The 21,774-nt window shown below is 71.4% G+C and carries 16 protein-coding genes and 1 pseudogene; 6 read left to right on the top strand and 11 right to left on the bottom strand.

The window, feature by feature from the left end; translation table 11 throughout:
- Positions 1-20 precede the first annotated feature (20 nt).
- Positions 21-503, bottom strand: coding sequence for a dUTP diphosphatase (gene dut / locus ACOKR1_RS09535; protein ID WP_422936593.1), 483 nt, complete (start codon positions 501-503; stop codon positions 21-23).
- 109 nt (positions 504-612) lie between these two features.
- On the opposite strand from dut, the gene ACOKR1_RS09530 reads away from it, so the two are divergent.
- The gene (locus ACOKR1_RS09530) at positions 613-1,092 is read left to right on the top strand and encodes a DUF3093 domain-containing protein (RefSeq protein WP_422936404.1); all 480 of its coding nucleotides are present in this window, start codon (positions 613-615) and stop codon (positions 1,090-1,092) included.
- Between the two features lie 41 nt (positions 1,093-1,133).
- On the opposite strand, the gene ACOKR1_RS09525 is transcribed toward ACOKR1_RS09530, so the two are convergent.
- A complete protein-coding gene (locus tag ACOKR1_RS09525; RefSeq protein ID WP_043122976.1) occupies positions 1,134-1,433 on the bottom strand; it encodes a DUF4193 domain-containing protein in 300 nt (99 codons plus the stop codon).
- A 233-nt stretch (positions 1,434-1,666) separates the two neighbouring features.
- Here ACOKR1_RS09525 and sepH point away from each other — a divergent pair, with 233 nt between their 5' ends.
- Positions 1,667-3,175: a septation protein SepH gene (sepH, locus tag ACOKR1_RS09520; RefSeq protein ID WP_422936403.1), complete on the top strand. Its 1,509-nt coding sequence runs from the start codon at positions 1,667-1,669 to the stop codon at positions 3,173-3,175.
- A 29-nt stretch (positions 3,176-3,204) separates the two neighbouring features.
- On the opposite strand, the gene ACOKR1_RS09515 is transcribed toward sepH, so the two are convergent.
- The 4 genes from ACOKR1_RS09515 to ACOKR1_RS09500 all read right to left on the bottom strand — a co-directional run bounded on the left by ACOKR1_RS09515 (position 3,205) and on the right by ACOKR1_RS09500 (position 8,714).
- Positions 3,205-3,867 (bottom strand): thymidine kinase, encoded by a 663-nt coding sequence (locus ACOKR1_RS09515; protein WP_422936402.1) that lies wholly within the window; start codon positions 3,865-3,867, stop codon positions 3,205-3,207.
- Positions 3,860-5,146 carry an alkaline phosphatase family protein gene (locus ACOKR1_RS09510; protein WP_422936401.1) on the bottom strand — a complete coding sequence of 429 codons (1,287 nt, stop codon included), beginning with the start codon at positions 5,144-5,146 and terminating at the stop codon, positions 3,860-3,862. The genes ACOKR1_RS09515 and ACOKR1_RS09510 overlap by 8 nt, the downstream gene beginning before the upstream one ends.
- Positions 5,143-5,856, bottom strand: a complete 714-nt coding sequence (locus tag ACOKR1_RS09505; protein ID WP_422936400.1) for a DUF5998 family protein — start codon at positions 5,854-5,856, stop codon at positions 5,143-5,145. The genes ACOKR1_RS09510 and ACOKR1_RS09505 overlap by 4 nt, the downstream gene beginning before the upstream one ends.
- Before the next feature lie 137 nt (positions 5,857-5,993).
- Positions 5,994-8,714: a GNAT family N-acetyltransferase gene (locus ACOKR1_RS09500; RefSeq protein WP_422936399.1), complete on the bottom strand. Its 2,721-nt coding sequence runs from the start codon at positions 8,712-8,714 to the stop codon at positions 5,994-5,996.
- Positions 8,715-8,766: 52 nt separating this feature from the next.
- Between ACOKR1_RS09500 and ACOKR1_RS09495 the strand changes: the two genes are divergently transcribed.
- On the top strand, positions 8,767-11,283 hold the full coding sequence (locus ACOKR1_RS09495; protein WP_422936398.1) for a DNA gyrase/topoisomerase IV subunit A: 2,517 nt from the start codon (positions 8,767-8,769) through the stop codon (positions 11,281-11,283).
- Between the two features lie 100 nt (positions 11,284-11,383).
- Here ACOKR1_RS09495 and ACOKR1_RS09490 read toward each other — a convergent pair whose 3' ends face one another.
- Positions 11,384-13,078, bottom strand: coding sequence for an MFS transporter (locus ACOKR1_RS09490; RefSeq protein WP_422936397.1), 1,695 nt, complete (start codon positions 13,076-13,078; stop codon positions 11,384-11,386).
- 427 nt (positions 13,079-13,505) lie between these two features.
- Here ACOKR1_RS09490 and ACOKR1_RS09485 point away from each other — a divergent pair, with 427 nt between their 5' ends.
- On the top strand, positions 13,506-14,024 hold the full coding sequence (locus ACOKR1_RS09485; protein ID WP_422936396.1) for a DinB family protein: 519 nt from the start codon (positions 13,506-13,508) through the stop codon (positions 14,022-14,024).
- A 54-nt stretch (positions 14,025-14,078) separates the two neighbouring features.
- Here the strand turns inward: ACOKR1_RS09485 and cydC are convergent, their stop codons facing one another.
- The 4 genes and pseudogenes from cydC to ACOKR1_RS09465 all read right to left on the bottom strand — a co-directional run bounded on the left by cydC (position 14,079) and on the right by ACOKR1_RS09465 (position 20,140).
- Entirely contained in the window at positions 14,079-15,668 is a 1,590-nt protein-coding gene (gene cydC / locus ACOKR1_RS09480; RefSeq protein ID WP_422936395.1) for a thiol reductant ABC exporter subunit CydC, read from the bottom strand.
- 209 nt (positions 15,669-15,877) lie between these two features.
- Positions 15,878-17,455: pseudogene (locus tag ACOKR1_RS09475) on the bottom strand (ATP-binding cassette domain-containing protein); the annotation flags it as partial.
- 3 nt (positions 17,456-17,458) lie between these two features.
- Complete coding sequence (gene cydB, locus ACOKR1_RS09470; RefSeq protein WP_422936394.1) at positions 17,459-18,550, bottom strand: cytochrome d ubiquinol oxidase subunit II; 1,092 nt, start codon at positions 18,548-18,550, stop codon at positions 17,459-17,461.
- Positions 18,551-18,559: 9 nt separating this feature from the next.
- Entirely contained in the window at positions 18,560-20,140 is a 1,581-nt protein-coding gene (locus tag ACOKR1_RS09465) for a cytochrome ubiquinol oxidase subunit I (protein WP_422936393.1), read from the bottom strand.
- 252 nt (positions 20,141-20,392) lie between these two features.
- Here ACOKR1_RS09465 and ACOKR1_RS09460 point away from each other — a divergent pair, with 252 nt between their 5' ends.
- On the top strand, positions 20,393-20,764 hold the full coding sequence (locus ACOKR1_RS09460) for a BlaI/MecI/CopY family transcriptional regulator (protein ID WP_415856790.1): 372 nt from the start codon (positions 20,393-20,395) through the stop codon (positions 20,762-20,764).
- Between the two features lie 30 nt (positions 20,765-20,794).
- Entirely contained in the window at positions 20,795-21,772 is a 978-nt protein-coding gene (locus tag ACOKR1_RS09455) for a M56 family metallopeptidase (protein ID WP_422936392.1), read from the top strand.
- The last annotated feature ends 2 nt before the right edge of the window (positions 21,773-21,774 follow it).

Genomic DNA, 21,774 nt, shown 5'->3' with positions numbered 1-21,774 from the left:
AGCCCCGTGACGTGCAGGCACTATTGCGCCGTGAATCCCCCGGTGGAGCCGAAGCCGCCGGCCCCCCGCGCCGACTCGGAGAGCGAGCCAACGGAGACGAATCGCGCGTACTCGACGCGCTGGATTACCATCTGGGCAATTCTATCGCCGCGACGCAGGCTCAGTGTCTCGCGCGGGTCCGTGTTCAGCAGCGTCACGGCGATCTCGCCGCGGTAGCCCGCGTCGACCGTGCCGGGGGCGTTGACCACCGTGAGGCCGTGCCGGGTCGCAAGGCCGGAGCGGGGGTGGATGAGTGCGACGTACCCGAACGGGAGGGCAATGCTCACCCCCGTCGGCACGAGAAGCCGCTCGCCCGGGGCGAGCGAGAAGTCGATGCGTGAGCACAGATCCGCGCCCGCGTCGCCTGGGTGAGCGTACGACGGCGCGGGGAGACCGTCGTCGAGCATCACCACTTCGATGTCCAGAGAAGGCTGCCATTCCTGGGCGGACACGGCGCTGGCCACGGAACCGTCGGTCGTCTGGGCTGCAGTCACCTACCCACTGTATCGGCTTGCGCCCCCGGCCCGCGGCGCCTGCTTTGGTGCTCCGCGCGCAAGGTGGAAAGCTGGGCACATGCCTGATTCGCCGTCTCCTCATCCCCGCGCGTCCGCGGACCACCTTTACAGCGAGAAGCTGTGGCCCTCGTGGTGGGTCTGGATCGTGGTGCTCGGCATCTCAGCCGCGTGCATCCTCGTGCTCGCCCCGATCAGTGTCGCGGCGGGGTTCACGGGCGCGGTCGTCGTGTTCCTCGTGCTGAGCGGCATCCTCGTGGCGACGACGCCGGCTGTCGTCGTGACGGTCCGCGAGCTCCGCGCCGGCCGCGCGGTCCTCCCGCGGGAGTTCGTCGCCGCGGCGGAGGGTTTCGCCGGGGACGAGGCGACCGCCGAACGCGGTGTGCGGCTCGATGGCCGGGCCTATCTCTGCATCCGGGGATGGATCAATCCCGTGGTCCGCGTGGATCTCTCCGACCCCGAGGACCCGACCCCTTACTGGCTTGTATCGACGAGGCGGCCAGAACGGCTCGTCGCCGCCCTGGCCGCCTCGAAGGGCTGAGCCCGGCTCAGCCTGTGCGCGGTGCGCCTTCGTGCGGGGGCTCAGCCCTCGCACTCCTTGCAGTAGTAGAGCCCGTTCTTCTCGCGGGCGATCTGGGACCGGTGTCGCACCAGGAAGCACGACGCGCACGTGAATTCGTCCGCCTGGGCGGGCAGGACACGCACGAGCAGCTCCTCGCCGGAAAGGTCGGCACCGGGGAGCTCATAGCTGTCCGCGGCCTCCGCCTCATCCTCGTCCACCGAGGCGGACTGCTTGTCCGTGCGCCGCGTCTTCAGCTCTTCGATCGAATCCTCGTTGAGCTCTTCTTCGTTCTTGCGCGGCGCATCGTAGTCGGTCGCCATAGTTATTCGTTCACGCTCCGGTTACTCGCTTCGTCACGTGGCCACTCCACGTAGTCCACTCTCTAACGCACTCGGCCCCCATTTTGTGCCCAGTGACGGAGAGATTGTTCCCGATCGGAGTCCGAAATGCCACTCGTGTACCCGGGAAGTCGCGGCACACCGATCGAATGCCCTGTAATCCGGGCCCGAAGATGGCATTGTTCTGTGGAGGACTAGGCAAGCTGGAGGCTTCAATGCGGGAGCAACCGCAGGACAATCTGCAGGAACTTCGCCTCGTCGGCGTGCACGACGACGGGCAGCACCTTCTGCTGAGCGCCGGGTCGGGCGCGCATTTCCGGCTCCCCCTTGACGAGGCCCTGCGCCGGGCCGTCTCGCGCCCCGCGCCGCAACGGCTCGCGCCCTCCGGCGTCACGAACATGACTCCCCGCCAGATTCAGGCCGAGATCCGGGCCGGCGCGACCGCGGAGAGCATCGCGGAATCCTCCGGGATCCCGCTCGCCCGGATCCAGCGCTTCGAATCACCCGTGCTCGCGGAGCGCGAACACGTGGTCCGGCTGGCCCAAGCGTGCGAAGTCGGCATCACTCCCCCAGCGCACTCGGCGTTCGCTGCAGAGTTCGGCGAAGGCCCCGCGCGCCTCGGCGACATCGTGTCGCATCGGCTCGCGGTCTACGGCGTCAACGCTTCCCGGGTCGAATGGGACTCGTGGCGCCGCCGGGACGGCCTGTGGACCGTCGTGGCCCGCTTCGACCCTCCGGACGGGACGCCCGCCTCCATCGGCGAGGAGCCGCCCGCCACGTGGACCTACAATCCGGTGCGCCGGAGCGTCGCGAACGCGAACCGCTGGGCACAGCAGCTCAGCGAGCTCGAGACCCTCGAGGGGCCCACGTCGCCGCGCCGGCTCTCGATCGTCGACCGCCCGTTCGACGTCGAGGAGGAGCCGCGGCCCGCCGAGCGGCCCGACCCCGAGCGGCGCGATCCGGAGACAGACCTGCTCGATATGCTTCGCGCCCGCCGCGGGCAGCGGCTCGGCGTCGACGAGAACGCGGACGACGCGCTCGCCCTTCTCCTCACGCAGGGCATCCCCGCGGCCCACCCGCGCCCCGCAGACGCCGCAACCGAGCGGCCGTCGCGGCACACCGATGGGGCCCCCGAGCGGCCCTCGCGCCATCCGGACACCGGCCAGGAGCGGCCGTCACGTCAGGACACCGAGCACGACGACGAACCTCGCCCGCGGCGCCTCGAGCCCGTCCGCGATGGCATCACCTCGCTCTTCCCGCGAATTCCCCGCGCCGAGGACGCCGGTCGCTCGGCGGAGGACGGCCACCTGAGGCTCGCGCCCGGGCTCAGCACGGCAACGCGCGAGATCACTATCGTGACGGGCCCCGCGTCGCCGCTCGAGCGGGGAGACGCCGGCAGCGCGGACGGGGCCGACGGCGAGCGGTCGCCCGCGGGGCCCGCCGGCGCCCGGAGCGTCGGAGACGACGGTGACGAGCGCACCGCGCGCAAGCGCGTTGAGGACGAGCAGGCCGGCGAAGGGCGAGGCGTCGCGCGGGAGGCCTCGCGAGACAAGGCTCGGGCCGAGGCCGCGGTGCCAGCCCGCACGCGGGGTGCCGACGAGCCGGCCGCGCCGCGCGCGAGCGACCCCGAACCGATTCCCGAGCCCGCGCGGCGTTCGTCGCGCTCGCGGCGCTCGTCAATCCCCAGCTGGGACGAGATCGTCTTCGGCACGAAGGGCGAGTAGGAGCCCTTGAGGCTCGCCTGGGGCGCGCCTCACTCGTCGAAGGGCAGCAGCTGGTCCTCTTCGCGCAGCACATTGGCCACGGCGGCTGTACGGCGCTCGCGATGATGGCGGCGGCACAGCGTCTCGTAGCCCACCTCGACCTCGGCGGCGTCGGATTGCTCTGACCGGACGTCCGCGACGAGCACCTGCTCGCCCTCGACGACCATGTGCCCCCCGACGGTGCGCGCGTTGTGGGTCGCGCGGCGCCCACACCAGCACAGTGTCTCCACCTGCAGCAGCTGGATCCGATCCGCGAGCTCCACAAGCCGCCTCGCCCCGGGGAAGAGCTCGGTCCGGAAGTCCGTGAGGATCCCGAACGCATACACGTCCGCCCCGAGCTCGTCGACCACGCGGGCCAGCTCGTCGATCTGCGCGGGAACGTAGAACTGGGCCTCGTCGCACACGAGGTAGTCCACCTCGTGGCCGGAAGTTCGGAGCCGCACGACCTCGTCCCAGAAGCTCATGCCGTCGGTGACCTCGGAGGCCTCGACCCGCAGCCCGAGGCGGCTCGTGATGACGGCCTCGCCCGCGCGGTCCTGCTTCGTGAACAGGACGCCGCGACGGCCGCCGGCGCGATGGTTGTGGTCCATCTGAAGCGCGAGCGTGGACTTGCCGCTGTCCATGGTCCCCGTGAAGAAGACGAGCTCAGCCACGGCGCCGCCGCTTCGACTGGGCGCGGCCCGCGGCATGGAACGCGACGAGCGGAACGTTCCGTTCGGCCTTCGTGAGCGATCCGTGCTGACCTACCATCGCGAACGCCGTGGGCCGCACGCGCCGGCCGTCGTAGAGCGCGAGCTCGCCGTGGACGGCCACGAGGATGTCCCCGATGCGCTCGAGCACCTCGGGCCGCACCGCCCCGAACAGGCCCTTGGCCACCGCCTCGGCGCGGGTCATGATCCACGCGTGCCGGCCGAAGCGCGCGCGCCACCGGTCGAGCACGCGGCGAGCGGCGCCGTCGTCGTTCGGGTCCTCCAAGTGGAGGTGGACCATGCGGGGCTCGCCCGCGGTGTGCCTGACGCCGTCGATGAGCTCCGGCTCCGCGCCGAAGTCGATCCTGCGGTGCGCGGCGACGTCGACCATCCCGTGGTCCCCCGTCACGAGCACGAGCGTGCCGGACGGAAGCTGCCCGTCGAGCCGGCGAATGCTCGCGTCCACTTCCTCGAGCGCCTCCTCCCAGGTGGGAGAGGCGCAGCCGGACAGGTGCCCGGCCTTGTCGAGCTCGTTGAGATAGAAGTAGAGGAGCATCCTCGGTGCCGCGGCCATGGCCTCGGCCGCCGCGCGTGTGCGGGCGTGCAGGGTCTCGGCCCCGATGAACGCGCCGCCGCGGAGGGCGGCGCGCGTCATCGCGGAGCGTTCGAACTGTGGGAGGCTCACCGTCGCCACCGGGACAGTCGCCTCCATGCGCTCGAAGACGGTGGGGAACGGCTGCCAATGGTCGGGATCGACGTCCGGGTCCCAGCCCCCGAGCTGATTAACCACCCGCCCCAGATGCGGCGCGAGCACGTCGTAGCCCACCATCCCGTGCTGCCCGGCGGGCAGTCCCGTGCCGAAGCTCGCAAGGGAGGCGGCCGTGGTGCTGGGAAACGCCGCGTCGAGCGTTGTCGGGATTCCGCCCTGGCCCGCCTGGAGCTTGGCGCGCAGGAACGGCGCGTGCGCCGCGTGCTGGGTCAGGAGCTGGCGGCCCAAGCCGTCCACCATCACGACGCACACGCGCGGCACGGCCGGGAGCCCGAGGGCGTTCTCGAAGCCCGGAACCCCGAGCGCAGCGGCGCTGCTCGGGAGGATCTCGGCGACGCTCCGGCGCCCGTAGGCGGGCGGGTCCGGCAACGGCTGGCCTCCGGAGGGCTCCCCCGCGGCAGACGACGGCGGCGTGAACGCCTGTGCGGTCTCGGCCGCCTCGGTCCCGGACTGCGTGAGGGGCGCGCCCGTCACTGGCGCCCCCTGTGGCCACGCTCGGCCCGACCACCAAAGCCCGCGACACGAGGGCGTGCGATCTGCGCCGCAGTGGCGGTGGTGGGCGGCGTGAGCCCCGCCGGGCCTGCCGCGTTCGCCGCCCTCAGGAGGCGTGCGAAGTGCTTCGCGGCCGTCACTGCCTCTGGGCCGTCAGCCTCGGAACTGATCCGCAGCACGAGATCCTCCTGGGCCATGGACCCCGTATACCCGTGGTCCGCCTCGCAGTTCGGGTCCCCGCACGAGGCCGGGAGGAGGTCGAGCCGCTGGCCACCGGACCATGCAAGGGACAACGTCACCTCGCGGACCGGGTTGCCGGGCTCGTAGGCGGCGGGCTCGGCGAAGACGTAGCTGAGCACAACTGTGGCGATTTGCGCGAGCGGGACCGACTCCGTGGAGACCTGCGCGGTGATGCGCTGCGGGTCGGATTCGAGCGGGGCCTCGTCGACATGAGTCACGACGAGCAGCTCCTCGGTGAGCGCGAGCACGGTCACGTGGCGCCGGACCTCGGCCCGCTCGAAGTGCGTCTCGAGGTGCACGAGATGGGCCAAGGGCACCGAGCCGTCGAGGGCGTCGTCGACCACGTCGGCGACGAGCGGCGGATAGAACCCGGTGCGCTCGAGGTCGGCGGTGAGGGTCCTCGGGGTCGCGGCTGCAGGCATCGGTCCGTGGGGTGACGGCGATTGGCTCATGCGGACTATTCTCCCAGACGGGCCGCGCGACCCCGTGACCGCCAGCACAGACCGGCCGCGCGACCCCGTGACCGCCAGCACAGACGGGCCGCGCGACCCCGGGACCGCCAGCACAGACCGGCCGCGCGGCAGTCGGCTTACTGCTGCGACATCGCCCGGCGGGCGCTGTCCGTGCGGTGCTCGGCGTTGCCGAGCCAGACGTCCGCGTGCAGGACAGTGAGCCCCCGCTCGCTCACCACGACGGGCTTGAGTTCGAGCACCGAGACCTCGGGGTGGCGGTCCTTGAGGATCGACACGCGGCCCACGAGGTCCTCGACCGCGGCGACGTCGAGGGCGGGCAGGCCCTCGTAGCCGAGGAGCTTCTCCGCAGCCCGTGGCGCCCGCACGAGGTCTCGCACGTCCTGTGTGGTGAGCGGCGGGACGCGGTGGGCCCAATCGTCGAGCAGCGCCACCGCGTCTCCCGCGAGCCCGAACGAGATCACCGGGCCGAGCAGGGGGTCCTCGATCGCACGGACCACGCAGGCCTGGCCGAGAGGGGCCATGCGCTGCACCTCGAGGGGCGCTCCCCCGCCCGCGTCGCGCGCGAGCGCGCCGAACGCCGCGAGCGACTGCTCGAGCACGTCGACGGCGGAGCGCAGCGCGGCCTCGTCGCGAAGGTCGAGCCGGACCGTTCCGAGGTCGAGCCGATGGCGCAGGTTCGCCGCCGTGGACTTGACCGCGACCGGCCACCCGAGCTCCCGGGCGGCCATGACGGCCTCGTCCGCGGATGAGACGCGGCGGGACGCGAGCACTGGGATCCCGTAGCACGCGAGCAGCTCCGAGGCCTCGTGCGCCCCGAGACGGAGAAGCTCCGCCCCGGTGACCCCGGCGAGCGCCGAGCCGATGAGCTGATCCGCGCGCTCGTCGTCGTGCGCGGCCTCGAACGGGGTGCCCTCCTCGCGGGCCAGCCACTCGGTGTAGCGGACGGCGGCCGCGAGCGCCGCGACGGCGTCGCCCGCGCTCGTGAAGGCGGGCACGGTCGCCGTCGTGAGCGCCTCGGGGCCCGGATCGGGGAGCAATCCCTCGCCAGCCTCGGGACGGCCGAGGATCCCCGTGAACGCGGCGACCACGGTGACCGAGCGCAGCGAGGCGCACTCCGCGAGGACTTCGGCGATCACGCCGGGCCGCACCCCAGCGGTCGGGATCAAGGCGACGACCACAGCATCCGCGACGCCCGAATCGATGACGTCGAGAAGCCTCGCGCGGAGGGCGGGCAGCGCGACAGAGCGGCCCGCGAGGTCGAGGTCCCAGATGCTCTGGGTGACGATGAGGCCCTGGCTCTCCGCGCCGTCGGCGACCACGCGGCCCAGCGAGAGCGCGTTGGACATGACGGCCACGCGCGCCCCCGCGGGCATCGGCCCCGAGACGACCTGGGCCACGTCGACGAGCTCTTCGAGAGTCGAGACGCGGATGACGCCGGCCTGCCGCAGCATCGCGTCGAGCGCCCCCACGGGGGCCTGGGAAGTCCGAACCGCGTGACCCGGCGGAAGCTGGAGGCCGAGGATGTCGCTCTTCGCGACGATGACCGGCTTGCTCCGCGCGAGCCGGCGGGCGATGCGCGAGAACTTGCGGGGGTTGCCGAACGACTCGAGGTAGAGCCCGACGGCGCTCGTCGCGACGTCGTCCTCCCAGTACTGCATGGCGTCGTTGCCGGAGACGTCGGCGCGGTTGCCCGCCGAAACGAGCGTCGAAAAGCCGAGTCGGCGGCGATCGGCCGCCGCGTAGAGCGCGATCCCGATCGCTGCGGACTGGCTGAACAGCCCGAGGCCTCCCTGCCGCGGCATGCGCGGGGCCATCGACGCGTTGAGCCGCACGTCGGGGTCGGTGTTGACGAGGCCGAGCGAGCCCGGGCCTACGAGCCGCATGCCGTTCGCGCGGGCGTGCCGAACCAGCTCGCGCTGCCGCGCGAGGCCGCGGGCGCCGTCCTCGGCGTGCCCCGCAGAGGCGACCACGGCGCCCTTCACGCCCGCCGTGGCGCAGTCGGCCACGACGCGCGCCACGTCGTCGTAGGGCACCGCAACGAGCGCGAGGTCCACGGGCTCCGGAACGTCCCGGATGCTCGCGTACGTCAGCATCCCGCCGAGCTCGAGCGCCTCCGGGTTGATCGCGCACACGCGGCCCGAGAACCCGCCCTCGACGAGGTGCGCGAGGAGCTGCTGCCCCACCGAACCCCAGCGGCGGCTCGCGCCGATCACGGCCACGGATCGCGGAGCGAGTAGCCCCAGGACGGAGAGCGCCTCGGCGCGGTGCTCGCGCGCCTCCATGACGGCGCGCGACTTCTCGGTGGGATCGATCTCGAACTCGACCATCACCACGCCGTCGTCGAAGCGCCGGTCCAAGGCGTAGCCGGCCTCCGCGAAGACGGTGAGCATCTTGCGGTTCTCGGGAAGGACCTCGGCCGTGAAGCGCCGGATACCGCGCTCGCGCGCCGCCGCCGCGAGGTGCTCGAGCAGGATCGAGCCGATCCCCCGGCCCTGATGGCGGTCGGAGATGTTGAACGCGACCTCCGCCTCGGACGGATCCGCGAGACGGTCGTAGCGCCCGACCCCCACGATCTCGCCGCCGATTGTGATGACGAGCGCCACGCGGTCGTCGTAGTCGACCTCCGTGAAGCGGCGCAGCTCCGCGTCGGTGAGCTTGGCCTTGTAGCTGAAGAAGCGGAGGTAGATCGAGCTCTCCGACTGGCTCACGTGGAAGGCCTGGAGCCCGTTTGCGTCGCCGGGCCGGATGGGCCTGAGGTGGGCCGTGCCCCCGTCCCGGAGCACGACATCGGCCTCCCAGTGCCGGGGATATGCGCTGACCGGGGCCTCATCCGCCATAGGCTTAGCCTAGTTCAGGCCCTGTTCACCCACTTTAAGGATCTAGCAAGCGTTGGCACGCCGTACGACCTCCGGGAAGCCCGGATCCGAAACGCTCCCCCTCGGCGATGCGCCGGCCGAGAACATCACGGACATCGATGTCGCCTCGGAGATGGAGTCGTCGTTCCTCGAGTACGCCTACTCGGTGATCTACTCGCGGGCACTCCCTGACGCCCGCGACGGCCTCAAGCCCGTGCAGCGCCGCATCCTCTACATGATGAGTGACATGGGGCTCCGCCCCGACCGCGGGCACGTCAAGAGCGCGCGCGTGGTCGGCGAGGTCATGGGCAAGCTGCACCCGCACGGGGATGCCGCGATCTACGACGCCATGGTGCGCATGGCCCAGGACTTCTCGCTGCGCCTCCCCCTCATCGACGGGCACGGCAACTTCGGCTCGCTCGACGACGGCCCCGCGGCGCCGCGCTACACCGAGGCGCGCATGGCCGCATCCGCGCTCGCGCTCACCGACGATCTCGACGAGGACGTCGTCGACTTCGTGCCGAACTACGACAACCAGCTCACGCAGCCGGAGGTCCTCCCGGCAGCGTTCCCGAATCTCCTCGTGAACGGCACGACAGGCATCGCCGTGGGCATGGCCACGAACATGGCGCCGCACAATCTCGCCGAAGTCGTCGCAGCGGCCCAGCTCGTCATCTCGAACCCGGAGGCGACGCTCGAGGAGGTCATGGAGCTCGTGCCCGGTCCGGACCTGCCATCTGGCGGCCGGATTGTGGGCCTCGACGGGATCCGTGACGCGTACCGGACCGGGCGGGGCTCCTTCCGCACGCGCGCCACGGTCGCGGTCGAGCAGCTCTCGGCCCGGCGCACGGGCCTTGTTGTGACCGAGATGCCCTACATGATCGGGCCCGAGAAGGTCATCGAGAAGATCAAGGACGCCGTGGGAGCGAAGAAGCTCCAGGGCGTCAGCGACGTCGTGGACCTCACGGACCGCAACCATGGCCTGCGCCTCGTGATCGAGCTCAAGAACGGATTCAACCCGCATGCCGTCCTCGAGCAGCTCTACCGCTTCACGCCGCTCGAGGACTCGTTCGGCATCAACAACGTCGCGCTCGTGGACGGGCAGCCGCAGACGCTCGGCCTGCTCGAACTCCTGAGGGTCTACACGGACCACCGCCTCGCGGTCGTGCGCCGACGCACGGCGTTCCGTCTCGCAAAGCGCAAGAACCGCCTTCACCTCGTCGAGGGCCTCCTCGTGGCCATCATGGACATCGACGAGGTCATCCAGATCATCCGCACCTCGGACGAGGCCGCCGTCGCCCGCGAGCGGCTCATGGCCGTGTACGACCTCTCCGAGGTCCAGGCCAACTACATCCTCGAGCTGCGCCTGCGCCAGCTCACGAAGTACTCACGGATCGAGCTCGAGAAGGAGCAGGACGAGCTGCGCCGCGAGATCGAGGAACTCGAGGCCATCCTCGGCTCCGATACGCTCCTGCGCGAGCTCGTCTCCCGGGAGCTCGGCGACGTCGCGGCGAAATACGGCACGCCGCGGCGGACCGTGCTGCTCGAGTCCGAGGCGCGTCCCGCCGCCGTGGCCAGTGCGCTCGCCGCGGCGGCCGAGGCCGTGAAGACCACCGCCGGCAAGGCGCCCGCCCTCGCGCTCGAGATCGCGGACGATCCCTGTTGGGCCATCCTCTCGGCGTCCGGGAACATCGCGCGAACCACGGGCGCCGAGCCGCTCGTGGAGGGCGGGCCGCGCGCACGCCACGACGTCTTCCGCTCCGTGGTGCGGACGACGGCGCGCGGCGAGTTGGGTGCCGTGACCTCCGCGGGGCGCATGATGCGGCTCCAGGCCGTCGACCTGCCCGCGCTCGCTCCCTCGACCGGGCTCCCGAACCTCACGGGCGGCGTCGCTGCGAAGGACTTCATCACGCTCGAAAAGGGCGAATCGCTTGTGGCCCTCGTGCCGCTTGACGCGATCGTCGCGTTCGGAACTGCTCAGGGCATCGTCAAGCGAATCACGCCGGACTACCCGCTCAACCGTGAGGACTGGGAGGCGATCGCGCTCAAGCCGGGCGACCGCGTGATCGGGGCCGCGCGTGCGGCTGACGACGACGCTCTCGTGTTCATCTCCGAGCAGTCCCAGCTCCTGCACTACCCCGCTTCGTCGGTGCGGCCGCAGGGCCGCACGGCGGGCGGCATGGCGGGGATCCGCCTTGCCGAGGGAGACAAGGCGCTCTCCTTCGGGGTTGTCCCAGCGGGCGACGAGGCCGCCGTCGTCGTGACGATCGCTGGAAGCCGCGACGCGCTGCCCGGCACCGCGCCGGGCACGGCCAAGGTCACGCCGTTCGCCGAGTACCCGGCGAAGGGGCGGGCCACGGGCGGCGTTCGCTCACACCGCTACCTCAAGGGCGAGGACGTGCTTCTCGCCGCCTGGGCCGGCCACGGCCCCGCCAAGGCGTCGTCGAGCGCTGGGGTGGCACGCTCGCTGCCCACGGAGCACGGGCGCCGCGACGGCTCGGGCGTGCCGCTCTCGCAGGCCGTCGAGGAGATCGGGCCGAGCTTCGGCTGAGCCTGCTGTCCCCTGCGAGGCATCCCCTCCCGCCCGCCCATGCTGAAGGCCCGGCCCCCTCAAGGGGGCCGGGCCTTCCTGCCAAGGCTCTATTGCGGGATCAGACCGCCGGGATAGGTCCCGAGATCGGACCCGACGCGACCGGAGCCTCGCCCGAGACCTGGGCCTCGAGGGCCGTTGCCTCGAGATCCACGCCCTCACGCTGGGCGGCCGCAACGGCCGCGGGGTGATCGAGCGGGAGCTGGATCGCGTCGCCGTTCTCCGCGACCGCGACAGGCACCTCGGAGAGGGGCATGTGCTCGAGGTCGATGAGCGGGTCGTGGTCCTGCTGGGCAACGACGTCGCGCGCCTCAGCAGGCGACTCGACGCTCGGCATCGAACCGGGCAGCGGACGGCCCGCAGACTCGTGCAGGAAGAAGATGGCGACGGCGCCGACAACCGACGTGCCCATGAGGTAGTACGCGGGCATCATGTCGTCGCCCGTCGCCTGGATGAGCGCGTCGACGATGAACGGCGTCGTGCCGCCGAAGATGGCCACCGCGAAGTTGTACGCGATGCCCATGCCGCCGTAGCGGCTCGCCGTCGGGAACTGCGCGGGCAGCGCGGACGCAAGGTTGGCGACGTAGAACGTCACGGGGAACGCGATGAGCGCGAGCCCACCGAGCGTCGCCCACACACTTCCTATGCCGATCAGCAGGAACGCCGGGATCGCTAACACAATCGTGCTGATGGCGCCCGTCCACAGGACTGGGCGGCGGCCGATGCGGTCGGAGAGGCGGCCCGTGAGCGGGATGCACAGGCTCATGATCACGAGCACGGGGATCGTGAGCAGGGTGCCGTGCAGTTCGTCGTAGCCCTTGGATTCCGTGAGGTAGGTCGGCATGTACGAGGTGAGCGCGTAGCCCACCGTGTTGGCGGCCGCGACGAGGACCATCGAGACGACGATCTCTCGCCAGTACTGGCGCACGAGCTGGAGCGGGCCCTTCTGGGCGCCCTCGTCGTTCGCCGCGAGCTCGTGAACCGCGTGCTCCTGCATGTCGAGCGCCGCCTGGAACGTCGGGCTCTCCTCGATCTTCAGACGGAAGTAGATCGCGATCGCGCCGAGCGGGCCTGCCGCGAGGAACGGGATGCGCCAGCCGAAGTCGCCCATCGCGTGGGAACCCAGCGTCAGCTGCAGCACCGACACGAGTGCCGCGCCGAACGCGAAGCCGAGGTAGCTGCCCATGTCGAGGAAGCTCGCGAAGAAGCCGCGGCGGCGGTCGGCCGCGTACTCGCTCACGAACGTCGTGGCGCCCGCATACTCGCCGCCCGTCGAGAAGCCCTGGACGAGCTTCACGAGCACGAGCAGCACGGCCGCCCACAGCCCGATCTGGTTGTAGCCGGGCAGGAGGCCGAGCGCGAACGTCGAGGCGGCCATCATGATGAGGGTCGCTGCGAGGACGCGCTGGCGGCCGATCTTGTCGCCGAGCCATCCGAAGAAGACACCGCCGGCTGGGCGGGCCACGAACGTCGCGGCGAAGGTCCCGAGGAGGAACAGCGTCTGCACCGAGGCGTCAGCCTTGGGCAGGAACACGGGGCCCATCGTTGTAATGAGGTAGCCGAAGACGCCGACGTCGAACCATTCCATCGTGTTTCCCACGATCGTCCCGCCGATGGCTCGGCGAAGCATGGAACGGTCCACGACGTGAACGTCGTCGACCCTGAGGCGCCGCTTGCGGAAGGTGATCCGGCGGCGCCCTGTGGGCGCCACGTCCGCGGCGGACTCTTGTGCGGTCTGGCTTAGGTCTCTCGGCATTCTCGCTTCTCTCGCGGAGTCGATTGCTGTGACTGTCAGTTGCCCCGCTGTCGGGCAGCACCCCACTCTAGTCGCCGCATTCGAGAGTCTCATCTCAGATACTGCCCCGCGAGATGACGCGCGTCACATTCGGGGCGCGGCTGCCACCCGCCCTCGGCGGCCCAATCGCCGCCTCGCGGAGGCCCGCGCATCCCAGTAGACACAGAGCAAAAGCCGGGAAGCACGCCACGCGCCCGCACTTCTACGGATCGGTAACCGAAGAGCCGTTCGAAGCGTTATGGTTTCGTAACGCAAACGGGCGGGGCGAGGCCAGGATCGGCCGCAGTGACGAAGGCTGCAACCCCCGGTCGCTTCGGCGTACCTTCCCCCGCGGGGATCGGCGAATCTGGCCCTGATCGCCATCCTCCCCGACGGATAGACTGCGCCCATGGCGATCACCCCTGACTCGAAGGACTGGACCTGGGTCCTCGAGCGCAAGTGCCCCGAATGCGGCTTCGACGCGATCGGCCTCACCCCGCACGACGTTGCCGAGCGCGTCTCTGCGACTCTGCCGCGCTGGGACGCCGCGCTGAGGCGAGACGACGTTCTCGAGCGCCCCGACCCCGTGACGTGGTCTCCGCTCGAGTACGGCTACCACGTGCGGGACGTCTTCGAGCTCTTCCGGAAGCGGCTCGGCCTCATGCTCGCTGAAGATGGCGCACAGTTCGAGAACTGGGACCAGGACGCGACCGCGGTCGAGAAGTCGTACGCCGACGCGGATCCGGCGGTCGTGCGGGCGGAGCTCGCCGAACAGGGCACCGCGACCCGGGACGCGTTCGCCGCCGTCCCCGAGGACGCGTACGGTCGGCGTGGGCTGCGGAGCAACGGTTCAGAGTTCACGGTTGTGACCCTCGCACAGTATTTCCTCCACGACGTCGAGCACCACCTGCACGACGTGCGCGGCTAAGTCCTCGAAGATTCTTCGAATACGGCCCGGAGCGGCGCTTCCTCGAGCGCCAGCTCACAACAGCGCAAGCCTCCGCACGCCGTCGTCCGCCGCGTCGAGACGAAGCAGCAGATCGCCGTCGCGCAGCTCCGACGCGTGATGCGTCACCATGACGACCGTCCGGTCCGCCAGAGCCTCGTGGAGCAGGGAGACGAGCTCGCCGGCCGCCTCCGGGTCGAGATGTGCCGTGGGCTCGTCGAGGAGCACGACGGCGGCGTCCGCCACGAGCGTCCGGGCGACCGCGAGCCGCTGACGCTGGCCGCCGGAGAGCTCTGAGCCCCGGCTGCCGATGCGGGCGTCGAGCCCGCCGGGGAGCGACCGAACGTGGGCACCGAGCCCCACCCGGTCGAGCGCCACCCAGAGCTCGGTGTCGTCCGGCGCGTCGTCCCGTGGGCGGGCCACCGCGAGATTCCCACGTACGGTCGAGTCGAACAGATGGGACTCTTGGGGGCACCACGCGACGCGCCCGCCCGTGCGCACGCGGCCCTCGCGCGGGGCAAGGAAGCCCAGCAGGACGGCGAGGATCGTCGTCTTCCCACTCCCGGAAGGCCCCGCAACCACGAGCCACTCCCCCGGCGCGACGCGTGCGGTGATCCCCGAGAACACGACCGCCTGCGCCGGCCAACCGGCCGCGAGGCCCTCGATCTCGAGCCCCGGCTCAGTCTCCGCCGACCCGCGGGCGGCCGAATCCCCTGAAACCGATTCCGACTCGCCGTCGCCCTCCGCGGCGACCCCCGCGAGCGCCGAGCGGAGCGCGGGGATCCGCTGCACGGCCGCGGATGCGGCGGCGAACGGTTCGGCGAGCGCGAGCTGGAGAAGGACGACGGCGGCCGCGACCGTCGCGGGCGCGCCAGCCCCAGAGGCGGCGCCGAGGGTAGAGACGGCGGCGAGACCCGTCGCGAGGATCACGATGGCCCGGCCGAGGCCCTCCGCGGCGAGGCCGCGGCGCTCAAGTACGGTGAGCCGCCGGTCCTCCTCGTGCAGCGACGCGAGGACGCGCCCCGAGAGACGGTTGGCCGCGAGGTCGGGGGCGGCCGCGAGGGCCTGCCCGATCCGCTCGAGCAGGAGCGCACGGCCCTGCTGGACGTCGCGGGCCGCGCGACGGTCCGCCCAGGCCGCGGCGAGCGGCGCGAGGACGACGGCGGCGATCACCGCGGCCGCGAGCGCCGGCAGCTGGGCGGGTAGGAGCAGGCCCACGGCCACGAGTGCGGCCGCCCCCAGAAGGACCGCGGTGGCGAGCGGCTGCACGATGCGCGGCAGTTCGTCGCGGACAGACTCTGCGTCCCCCACGAGGCTCTCGAGCGCAGCACCCGGGACGAGGAGCCGCCGCGCGCTCAGGCCGCGTGCCGCGAGCGCGGACCACAGGCGATCCCGGAGCCGCGCAAGCGTCGCGAAAACCGCCGCGTGGGTTGCGAGTCGCTCTGCGTAGCGGAGCACGGCCCGCGCGATCCCGAAGAACCGGACGCCAACGATCGCGGCAAGGAGGTACAGGATCGGTGGGTGCTCGGCCGCCCGGACGATGAGCCACCCGGACAGTCCCGCGAGCGCCGCGGCCGACGCGGCGGAGCCGAGCCCGGCGAGCGCCGCGAGGACGTATCGCGGCACGTCGGGCGCACGAGGCGCCAGAGCGCGCGGAGCCAGGGGCCGCCGTCGTCCGCGCGCTCGAGCCTGCCGCCACGCTCTGCGGGCGAGGCCTCGGCGCCTTCGACGGCGAAGCGCCGCGAGGCGGGCCGGGCACCGGATGAGGCGGCGAGGTCCACGCGGGTTCGGGCCAGCGCGGCGGTCTGGGGGTCGTGGGCGATGAGAAGCACGGTCGCGCGCCCGCGCAGGCCGGCGATCGCGGCCTCGACTGCCTCCGCGGACGCGGCGTCGAGATGCGCGGTGGGCTCGTCGAGCAGCAGGAGGGTCGCACCGGCCTCGACGCGCAGGAGGCCGCGGGCCACGGCGATCCGCCTCTGCTGGCCCGGGCTGAGTTCCGCAGGATTCGCGCCGGCAAGGCCCGCGCAGTGCACGGCCTCGAGGGCGCCTCGAACGGCCGCGGCGAGGCGCTCGGGGGCGATCCCCGACCCGGAGAGCTCGAGCTCGGCCGCGACGCTTCGCTCGGTGAACTGCGGATGCTGCGGGACGTAGGCCACGCGCTCGGCCTCGGCCCCGACGGCCGTCCCGGTCACGCGAGCGCCCGCGTCGTCCCGGAGGAGGCCCGCGAGGGCCAGGAGCACGGTGGTCTTCCCCGCACCGCTCGGCCCCGCGATGAGCGTGGCCTCGCCCGCCGGGGCGTCGAACGTCACTCCGACAATCGCGTCGCGCTCTCGACCGTCGTAGCGCACCGTGAGCTGGCGGACGCTCAGGGTGGTGGGGCGGGTCAGACCCGCGGGTTCCTCGTCGTGCGTTGAGCGCCCGTCTGCGAGCCGGCTTCCGAGCGGGCGCGCCATGGCTTCCTGTGCGCGGCGCAGCGCCTCGGCCCCATCCTGGCTCGCGTGGTGGGCCGTGCCGAGGTCGCGCAGCGGCTGGAAGCACTCTGGGGCGAGGACGAGCGCGAGGATGCCGGCCTCGAGCGGCATCTCCCCGCCCACGAGTCGGATTCCGATGAAGACGGCGACCACAGCGACGGAGATCGTCGAGAGCAGTTCGAGCGCGAGGGCCGAAAGGAATGCGACGCGCAGGGTCGCCATGGTGCGTGCCGAGAAATCGTCCGAGAGAGCGCGGAGCGCCCTGCGCTGCTCCGCGGCGCGCCCGAGCCCCACGAGCACCGGGAGGCCCTGGGCGAGCTCCACGAGGTGCGAGCCGAGCCGGGCGAGGGCCTGCTGCGCGGCGGAGACGCGGTCCTCGGTGTGCCTGCCGATGAGGATCATGAACACCGGGACGAGCGGGAGCGTGAGCGCGATGATGAGCGCGCTCACCCAGTCGGCGCCGAGGATCCGTGCCCCGACGAGAAGCGGGACCGCGGCGCACTGGACGAGGGCCGGCAGATATGCCGTGTAGAACGAATCGAGCGCGTCGAGGCCGCGCACGGCGAGCACGGCGGTCCCGGCGGCCGACGCCGCGACACGGGCGTCGCCGTCGTCCGCGGTGGCGCGCCCGCCCCGCTCGAGAGCCGCGGCAACGAGCCGCGCCCTGAGCTCCTCGCGGACGCCGACGGCGGCCCAGCGTCCCGCCTGGAGCGTTCCCCATTCGGCCGCGGCACGCAGGACGACGCCCGCCGCCGCGACCAGCGCGGCCTCACGCCATCCCGTACCCTGTCCAGCGAACCCAGTCCCTGCGAAAAGGGCGGCGAGCCCCGAGGCCACGCCCTGCGCGAGCAGGACGAGGGCCGCCGCCTTCGCGACGGCGAGGACGGAGAGGACGCCGAGTGCGGCGCGGGTCGTGCGGCCGGACCGGATGCTCGGGCGCATGGGCTACTCGTCCGTGGCCGGGCCGCGCCCCGCGGGCCCGTGTCCGGTGACGGCCCGCGCGAGGAACGCCGGAACCACGTTGTGGGCCGTCGGGATGCTGCCCACCGTGATCCGCTTGCGGAACACCCAGTAGGTCCAGCTCTGGTAGGCAAGCACGAGCGGGAGGCCGATGAGCGCCACGACGCTCATGAGGCCGAGTGTGTACGCCGAGGAGGACGCCGTGCCGACCGTGAGGCTGTATGCCGGATCGAGCGTGGACGGCAGGACAACCGGGAACACCGCACTGAAGATCGCCGCCGCGCCCGCGGCGAGGAAGAGCGCCATGAGCAGGAACGCGCGGCCTTCCGAGCCGCGGCGCGCGAGCGCCCAGGAGACGAGGGCCGCGGCGGCCGCGACGACCGTGAGCGCCCAGCTCCACCACTTCGAGCCATGGAGCTGCACGTCGATGACCCACGCGACGAGTGGGAGGATCCCGAGCGGCATCCAGCGCCCGAACGCCGCGTGTGCGCGGCGGCGGATCTCACCGTCGGTCTTGAGCGCGAGGAACGCGAGCGCGTGGACCAGCGCGAAGCCGACGACGGCGAGCCCGCCGAGGACGGCGTGCAGGTTGAGCCACGCGAACGGGCCGCCCACGCGGTCGCCATTCGCGTCGAGCGGCAGGCCCGTGGTCGTGACGGCGAGCATCGCTCCGACGCAGAACGCGGCAACCGCAGAACCGAGCGCGATCGCCCAGTCCCACGCCCGCGTCCACCGCTCCGAGGCGATCTTGCCGCGGTACTCGAACGCGACCGCGCGGAAGATGAGGGCCACGAGGGCCAGCAGGAGCGGCAGGTAGAGCCCCGAGAAGAGGGACGCGTACCAGCGCGGGAACGCCGCGAACGTGGCGCCGCCGGCCGTGAGCAGCCAGACCTCGTTGCCGTCCCAGACGGGGCCGACCGTATTGAGGAGAACCCGGCGTTCGGCGTCGTTGCGGGCGAAGAGCTTCATGAGCATGCCGACGCCGAGGTCGAAGCCCTCGAGGAACAGGTAGCCGATCCAGAGGACGCTGACGGCGCAGAACCAGACGGTGGGCAGGAATTCCGAAGGAGTTGACACGGTGCGCTCCTAGTAGGCGAAGGCCAGGACGTCGTCGGACTGCTTCCCGTCGCTGGGTCCATCCTTGCCGTGCGGCAAGGCCAACTCGGGCATCGCGGAGGCGACGCCGCCGCGGGTGTACCGCCATAGCAGCCGGACCTCCACGACCATGAGGGTCGCGTAGATGGCCGAGAGGACGATGAGCGAAGTGAGGATCTCCCCCGCGCTCACGCCCGGGGAGACGGCTGCTGCGGTGAACATGAACACCTGGTCGACGCTCCCGGCCATGGACGGGTTGGGCGCAACGACGAACGGCTGGCGTCCCATCTCCGTGAAGATCCAGCCCGCCGCGTTCGCGCCGAAGGGCGCGAGGATGCCGACGACCGCGAGCCGCATGAGCCAGCGGGCCCGCGGAACCGTGCCCTTGCGGGTGAGGTATAGCGCGACCGCGGCGGCGAGGGCCGCGAGGCCGCCGAAGCCGATCATCATCCGGAAGCCCCAGTACGTGACCTCCATGACCGGGACGTACTGGATGGCCTCGCCCGCGCGGTCGCCGTAGATGGGGTTGTTGGGGACGTTGGTTCCGTAAGCCTTCTTGTACTGGTCTTGGAGGCTGTTGACGCCCTTGACGTTGGTCGAGAAGTCGCCCTTCGCGAGGAACGAGAGCAGCCCCGGGATCTCGATCACGGCGGCGACGTTCGAGCAGTCCTTCGAGCCGACGTCGCCCACCGAGAGGACGGAGAAGCTCGTGCCGTCGTGGCACGCCGCCTCGGCGGCGGCCATCTTCATGGGCTGCTGCTCGAACATGAGCTTGCCCTGGATGTCGCCGGAGACCGCGGTGCCTGCGAAGGAGATCATGGCGACGACGGCGCCGATCCGCAGGCTGCGGAGCCACACGCGGTGGTCGGCGCGGTCGCGGCCCGGGAGGTCCAGATGCTCGCCGGGGATCACGCGCCCGTCCGCCCCGACCGTGTCGATACCGTCCTTGCGACGCTGCCACAGGTGGTACCAGGAGATCCCGAGCAGGAACGCGCCCGCGACGCCGAGCGCGCCGAGGAGCGTGTGCGGGACGGCGACGAGCGCCGTGTTGTTGGTGAAGACCGCCCACGCGTCCGTCATGACCGGGTGGCCGTTGACCACCGTCACCCCGACCGGGTGCTGCATCCAGCTATTGGCCACGATGATGAAGTACGCAGAGACGGCCGAACCGATCACGGCGCACCACAGGGCCGCAAGGTGGAGGCCCGGCCGCAGGAGCTTCCAACCGAAGATCCAGAGGCCCAGGAACGTGGACTCAACGAAGAACGCGAGGAGCGCCTCCATGGCGAGCGGGGCACCGAAGACGTCGCCCACGAAGCGGCTGTACTCGCTCCACGCCATGCCGAACTGGAACTCCTGCACAATGCCGGTCGCGACGCCCATGATGAAGTTGATGAGGAACAGCTTGCCCCAGAACTTGGTCATCCTGAGGTACTCGGCCTTCCCCGTCCGGTACCAGACCGTCTGCATGACGGCCACGACGAGGCCGAGTCCGATGGTCAGGGGGACCATCATGAAGTGGTAGACAGTCGTGATGCCGAACTGCCAGCGGGCGATTTCCAAGGCGTCCATGTGCGCTCCTGTCGATGCCGGAGGAGTCTTCTACAAACCGTAGAAGTAACTCTTCTACAGAGTGTAGAACATTCGTTGCGGGCTCCGCTCCCCGCAACCCCGCGCCTCGCCGTCATCCTGCTCACAGCGAACACGCGCCGGGGCCTGCTGCGCGCCTTCTTCTACCTCGCGTAGAATGGAGGCAAGGTTCCGCAGGAACCCGGTCCGGGCGCACCTGCAGACCCGGGACGATCATCAGGGGAGGACGTAACGATGGCAAGCCTCGGGGAGCTCGAGCGTTCGGTGATGGACCAGCTCTGGTCGACCTCTGATGCGTCGACGGCCAATGAGCTGCGTGACCGGCTCGCACAGAGCGAGGGGCAGGGCCACGAGGCCAAGGACCTCGCCGTGACGACCGTCCTGACCGTGCTGTCTCGGCTCGAGAAGAAGGGCCTCGTGGAGCGCGAGCGCGGCACGCGACCGCACCGGTACCGCGCCGTCTCGACGCGCGAGGACCACACCGCGCGTCTCATGCACGAGGCGCTCGGCACCGCGCCGGACCGCGAGGCGGTCCTCGCTCGCTTCATCGGGAGCGTGAGCGAGGCCGAGGCCGCGACCCTGCGCAAACTCCTCGCCCGGGGCTAGTCCGGCCACCCTGACGCTTCGGGGACAGCCGTGCTGCTGACCGCGTACCTGCTCGCCCTGCTGGCCATTCTTCTCGCGTGGCCGGTTCCTGTGGCCCTGTCCCGCGCCCGCTGGACCTCACGATCGCCGTTCGCCGCGATGGTGCTGTGGCAGTCGATCGCGCTCGCCGGTGGGCTCTCCATGATCGGGGCCATGCTCGTCTACGGGCTCGAACCCCTCGGCGACAACCTCCTCCAGGCCGTGCGGCGTGCCCTCGGGATCGTCGTGGGCAACCGTGCCTCGGACCAGCTCCACTTCTGGCACCTCTTCGCACTGTGCGCCGCCGCGCTCCTCGGGCTCCACCTCGTCTTCACCCTCGGGCTCACGTACGCGCGGATCACCACCCAGCGGCGGCGCCACCGCGAACTGCTCGAGGTCCTGAGCCTGCCGTCCGGGGCGATCGAGCGCACGCTCGTCATCAACCATCCCGCGCCGGTGGCGTATTGCCTCCCCGGCGGGTCCCGCTCGGTGACCGTGCTCTCGGACGGTCTCATGGACGCGCTCACGCCCGGCGAGCTCTCCGCCGTCGTCGATCACGAGCGCGCGCATCTCACCCAACGGCACCACCTCCTGCTGTGGTCCTTCGAGGCGTGGCGCCAGGCCCTCCCGTGGCTGCCGACCACGCGCCTCTCGCGGCAGGCGGTGTCCTCGCTCGTCGAGATGCTGGCCGACGACGTCGCGCGCCGCACCGCGCCGGACGAGGTTCTGGTCCGGGCCATCGCGCTCGTGGCCCTCGGCAGCGCCGAGGCGCAGCCGGTGCAGGGATCCCCCGCCGGCGCCGGGCCCGAGGGCCACGGCGAGCCCGGCATGCCCGACGAGGGTGAGGCCTCGCTCGCCTCGCGCGTGAGCCGGCTCCTCACCCCCCAGCCTCCGCTGAGTCCCGCGCAGACGACGGCGGTGCTCGCCGGGTCTGGGCTCCTGCTCGCCGTCCCGACTGTCCTTTTGCTCGCGCCAGGTCTAGTGGGCTAGCC

This window comes from Sinomonas sp. P47F7 (genome assembly GCF_049332655.1).
Lineage (GTDB): Bacteria > Actinomycetota > Actinomycetes > Actinomycetales > Micrococcaceae > Sinomonas.
The sequence above is the reverse complement of the archived record's forward strand: the minus strand, read 5'-3'. Positions and strand labels throughout refer to the sequence as shown.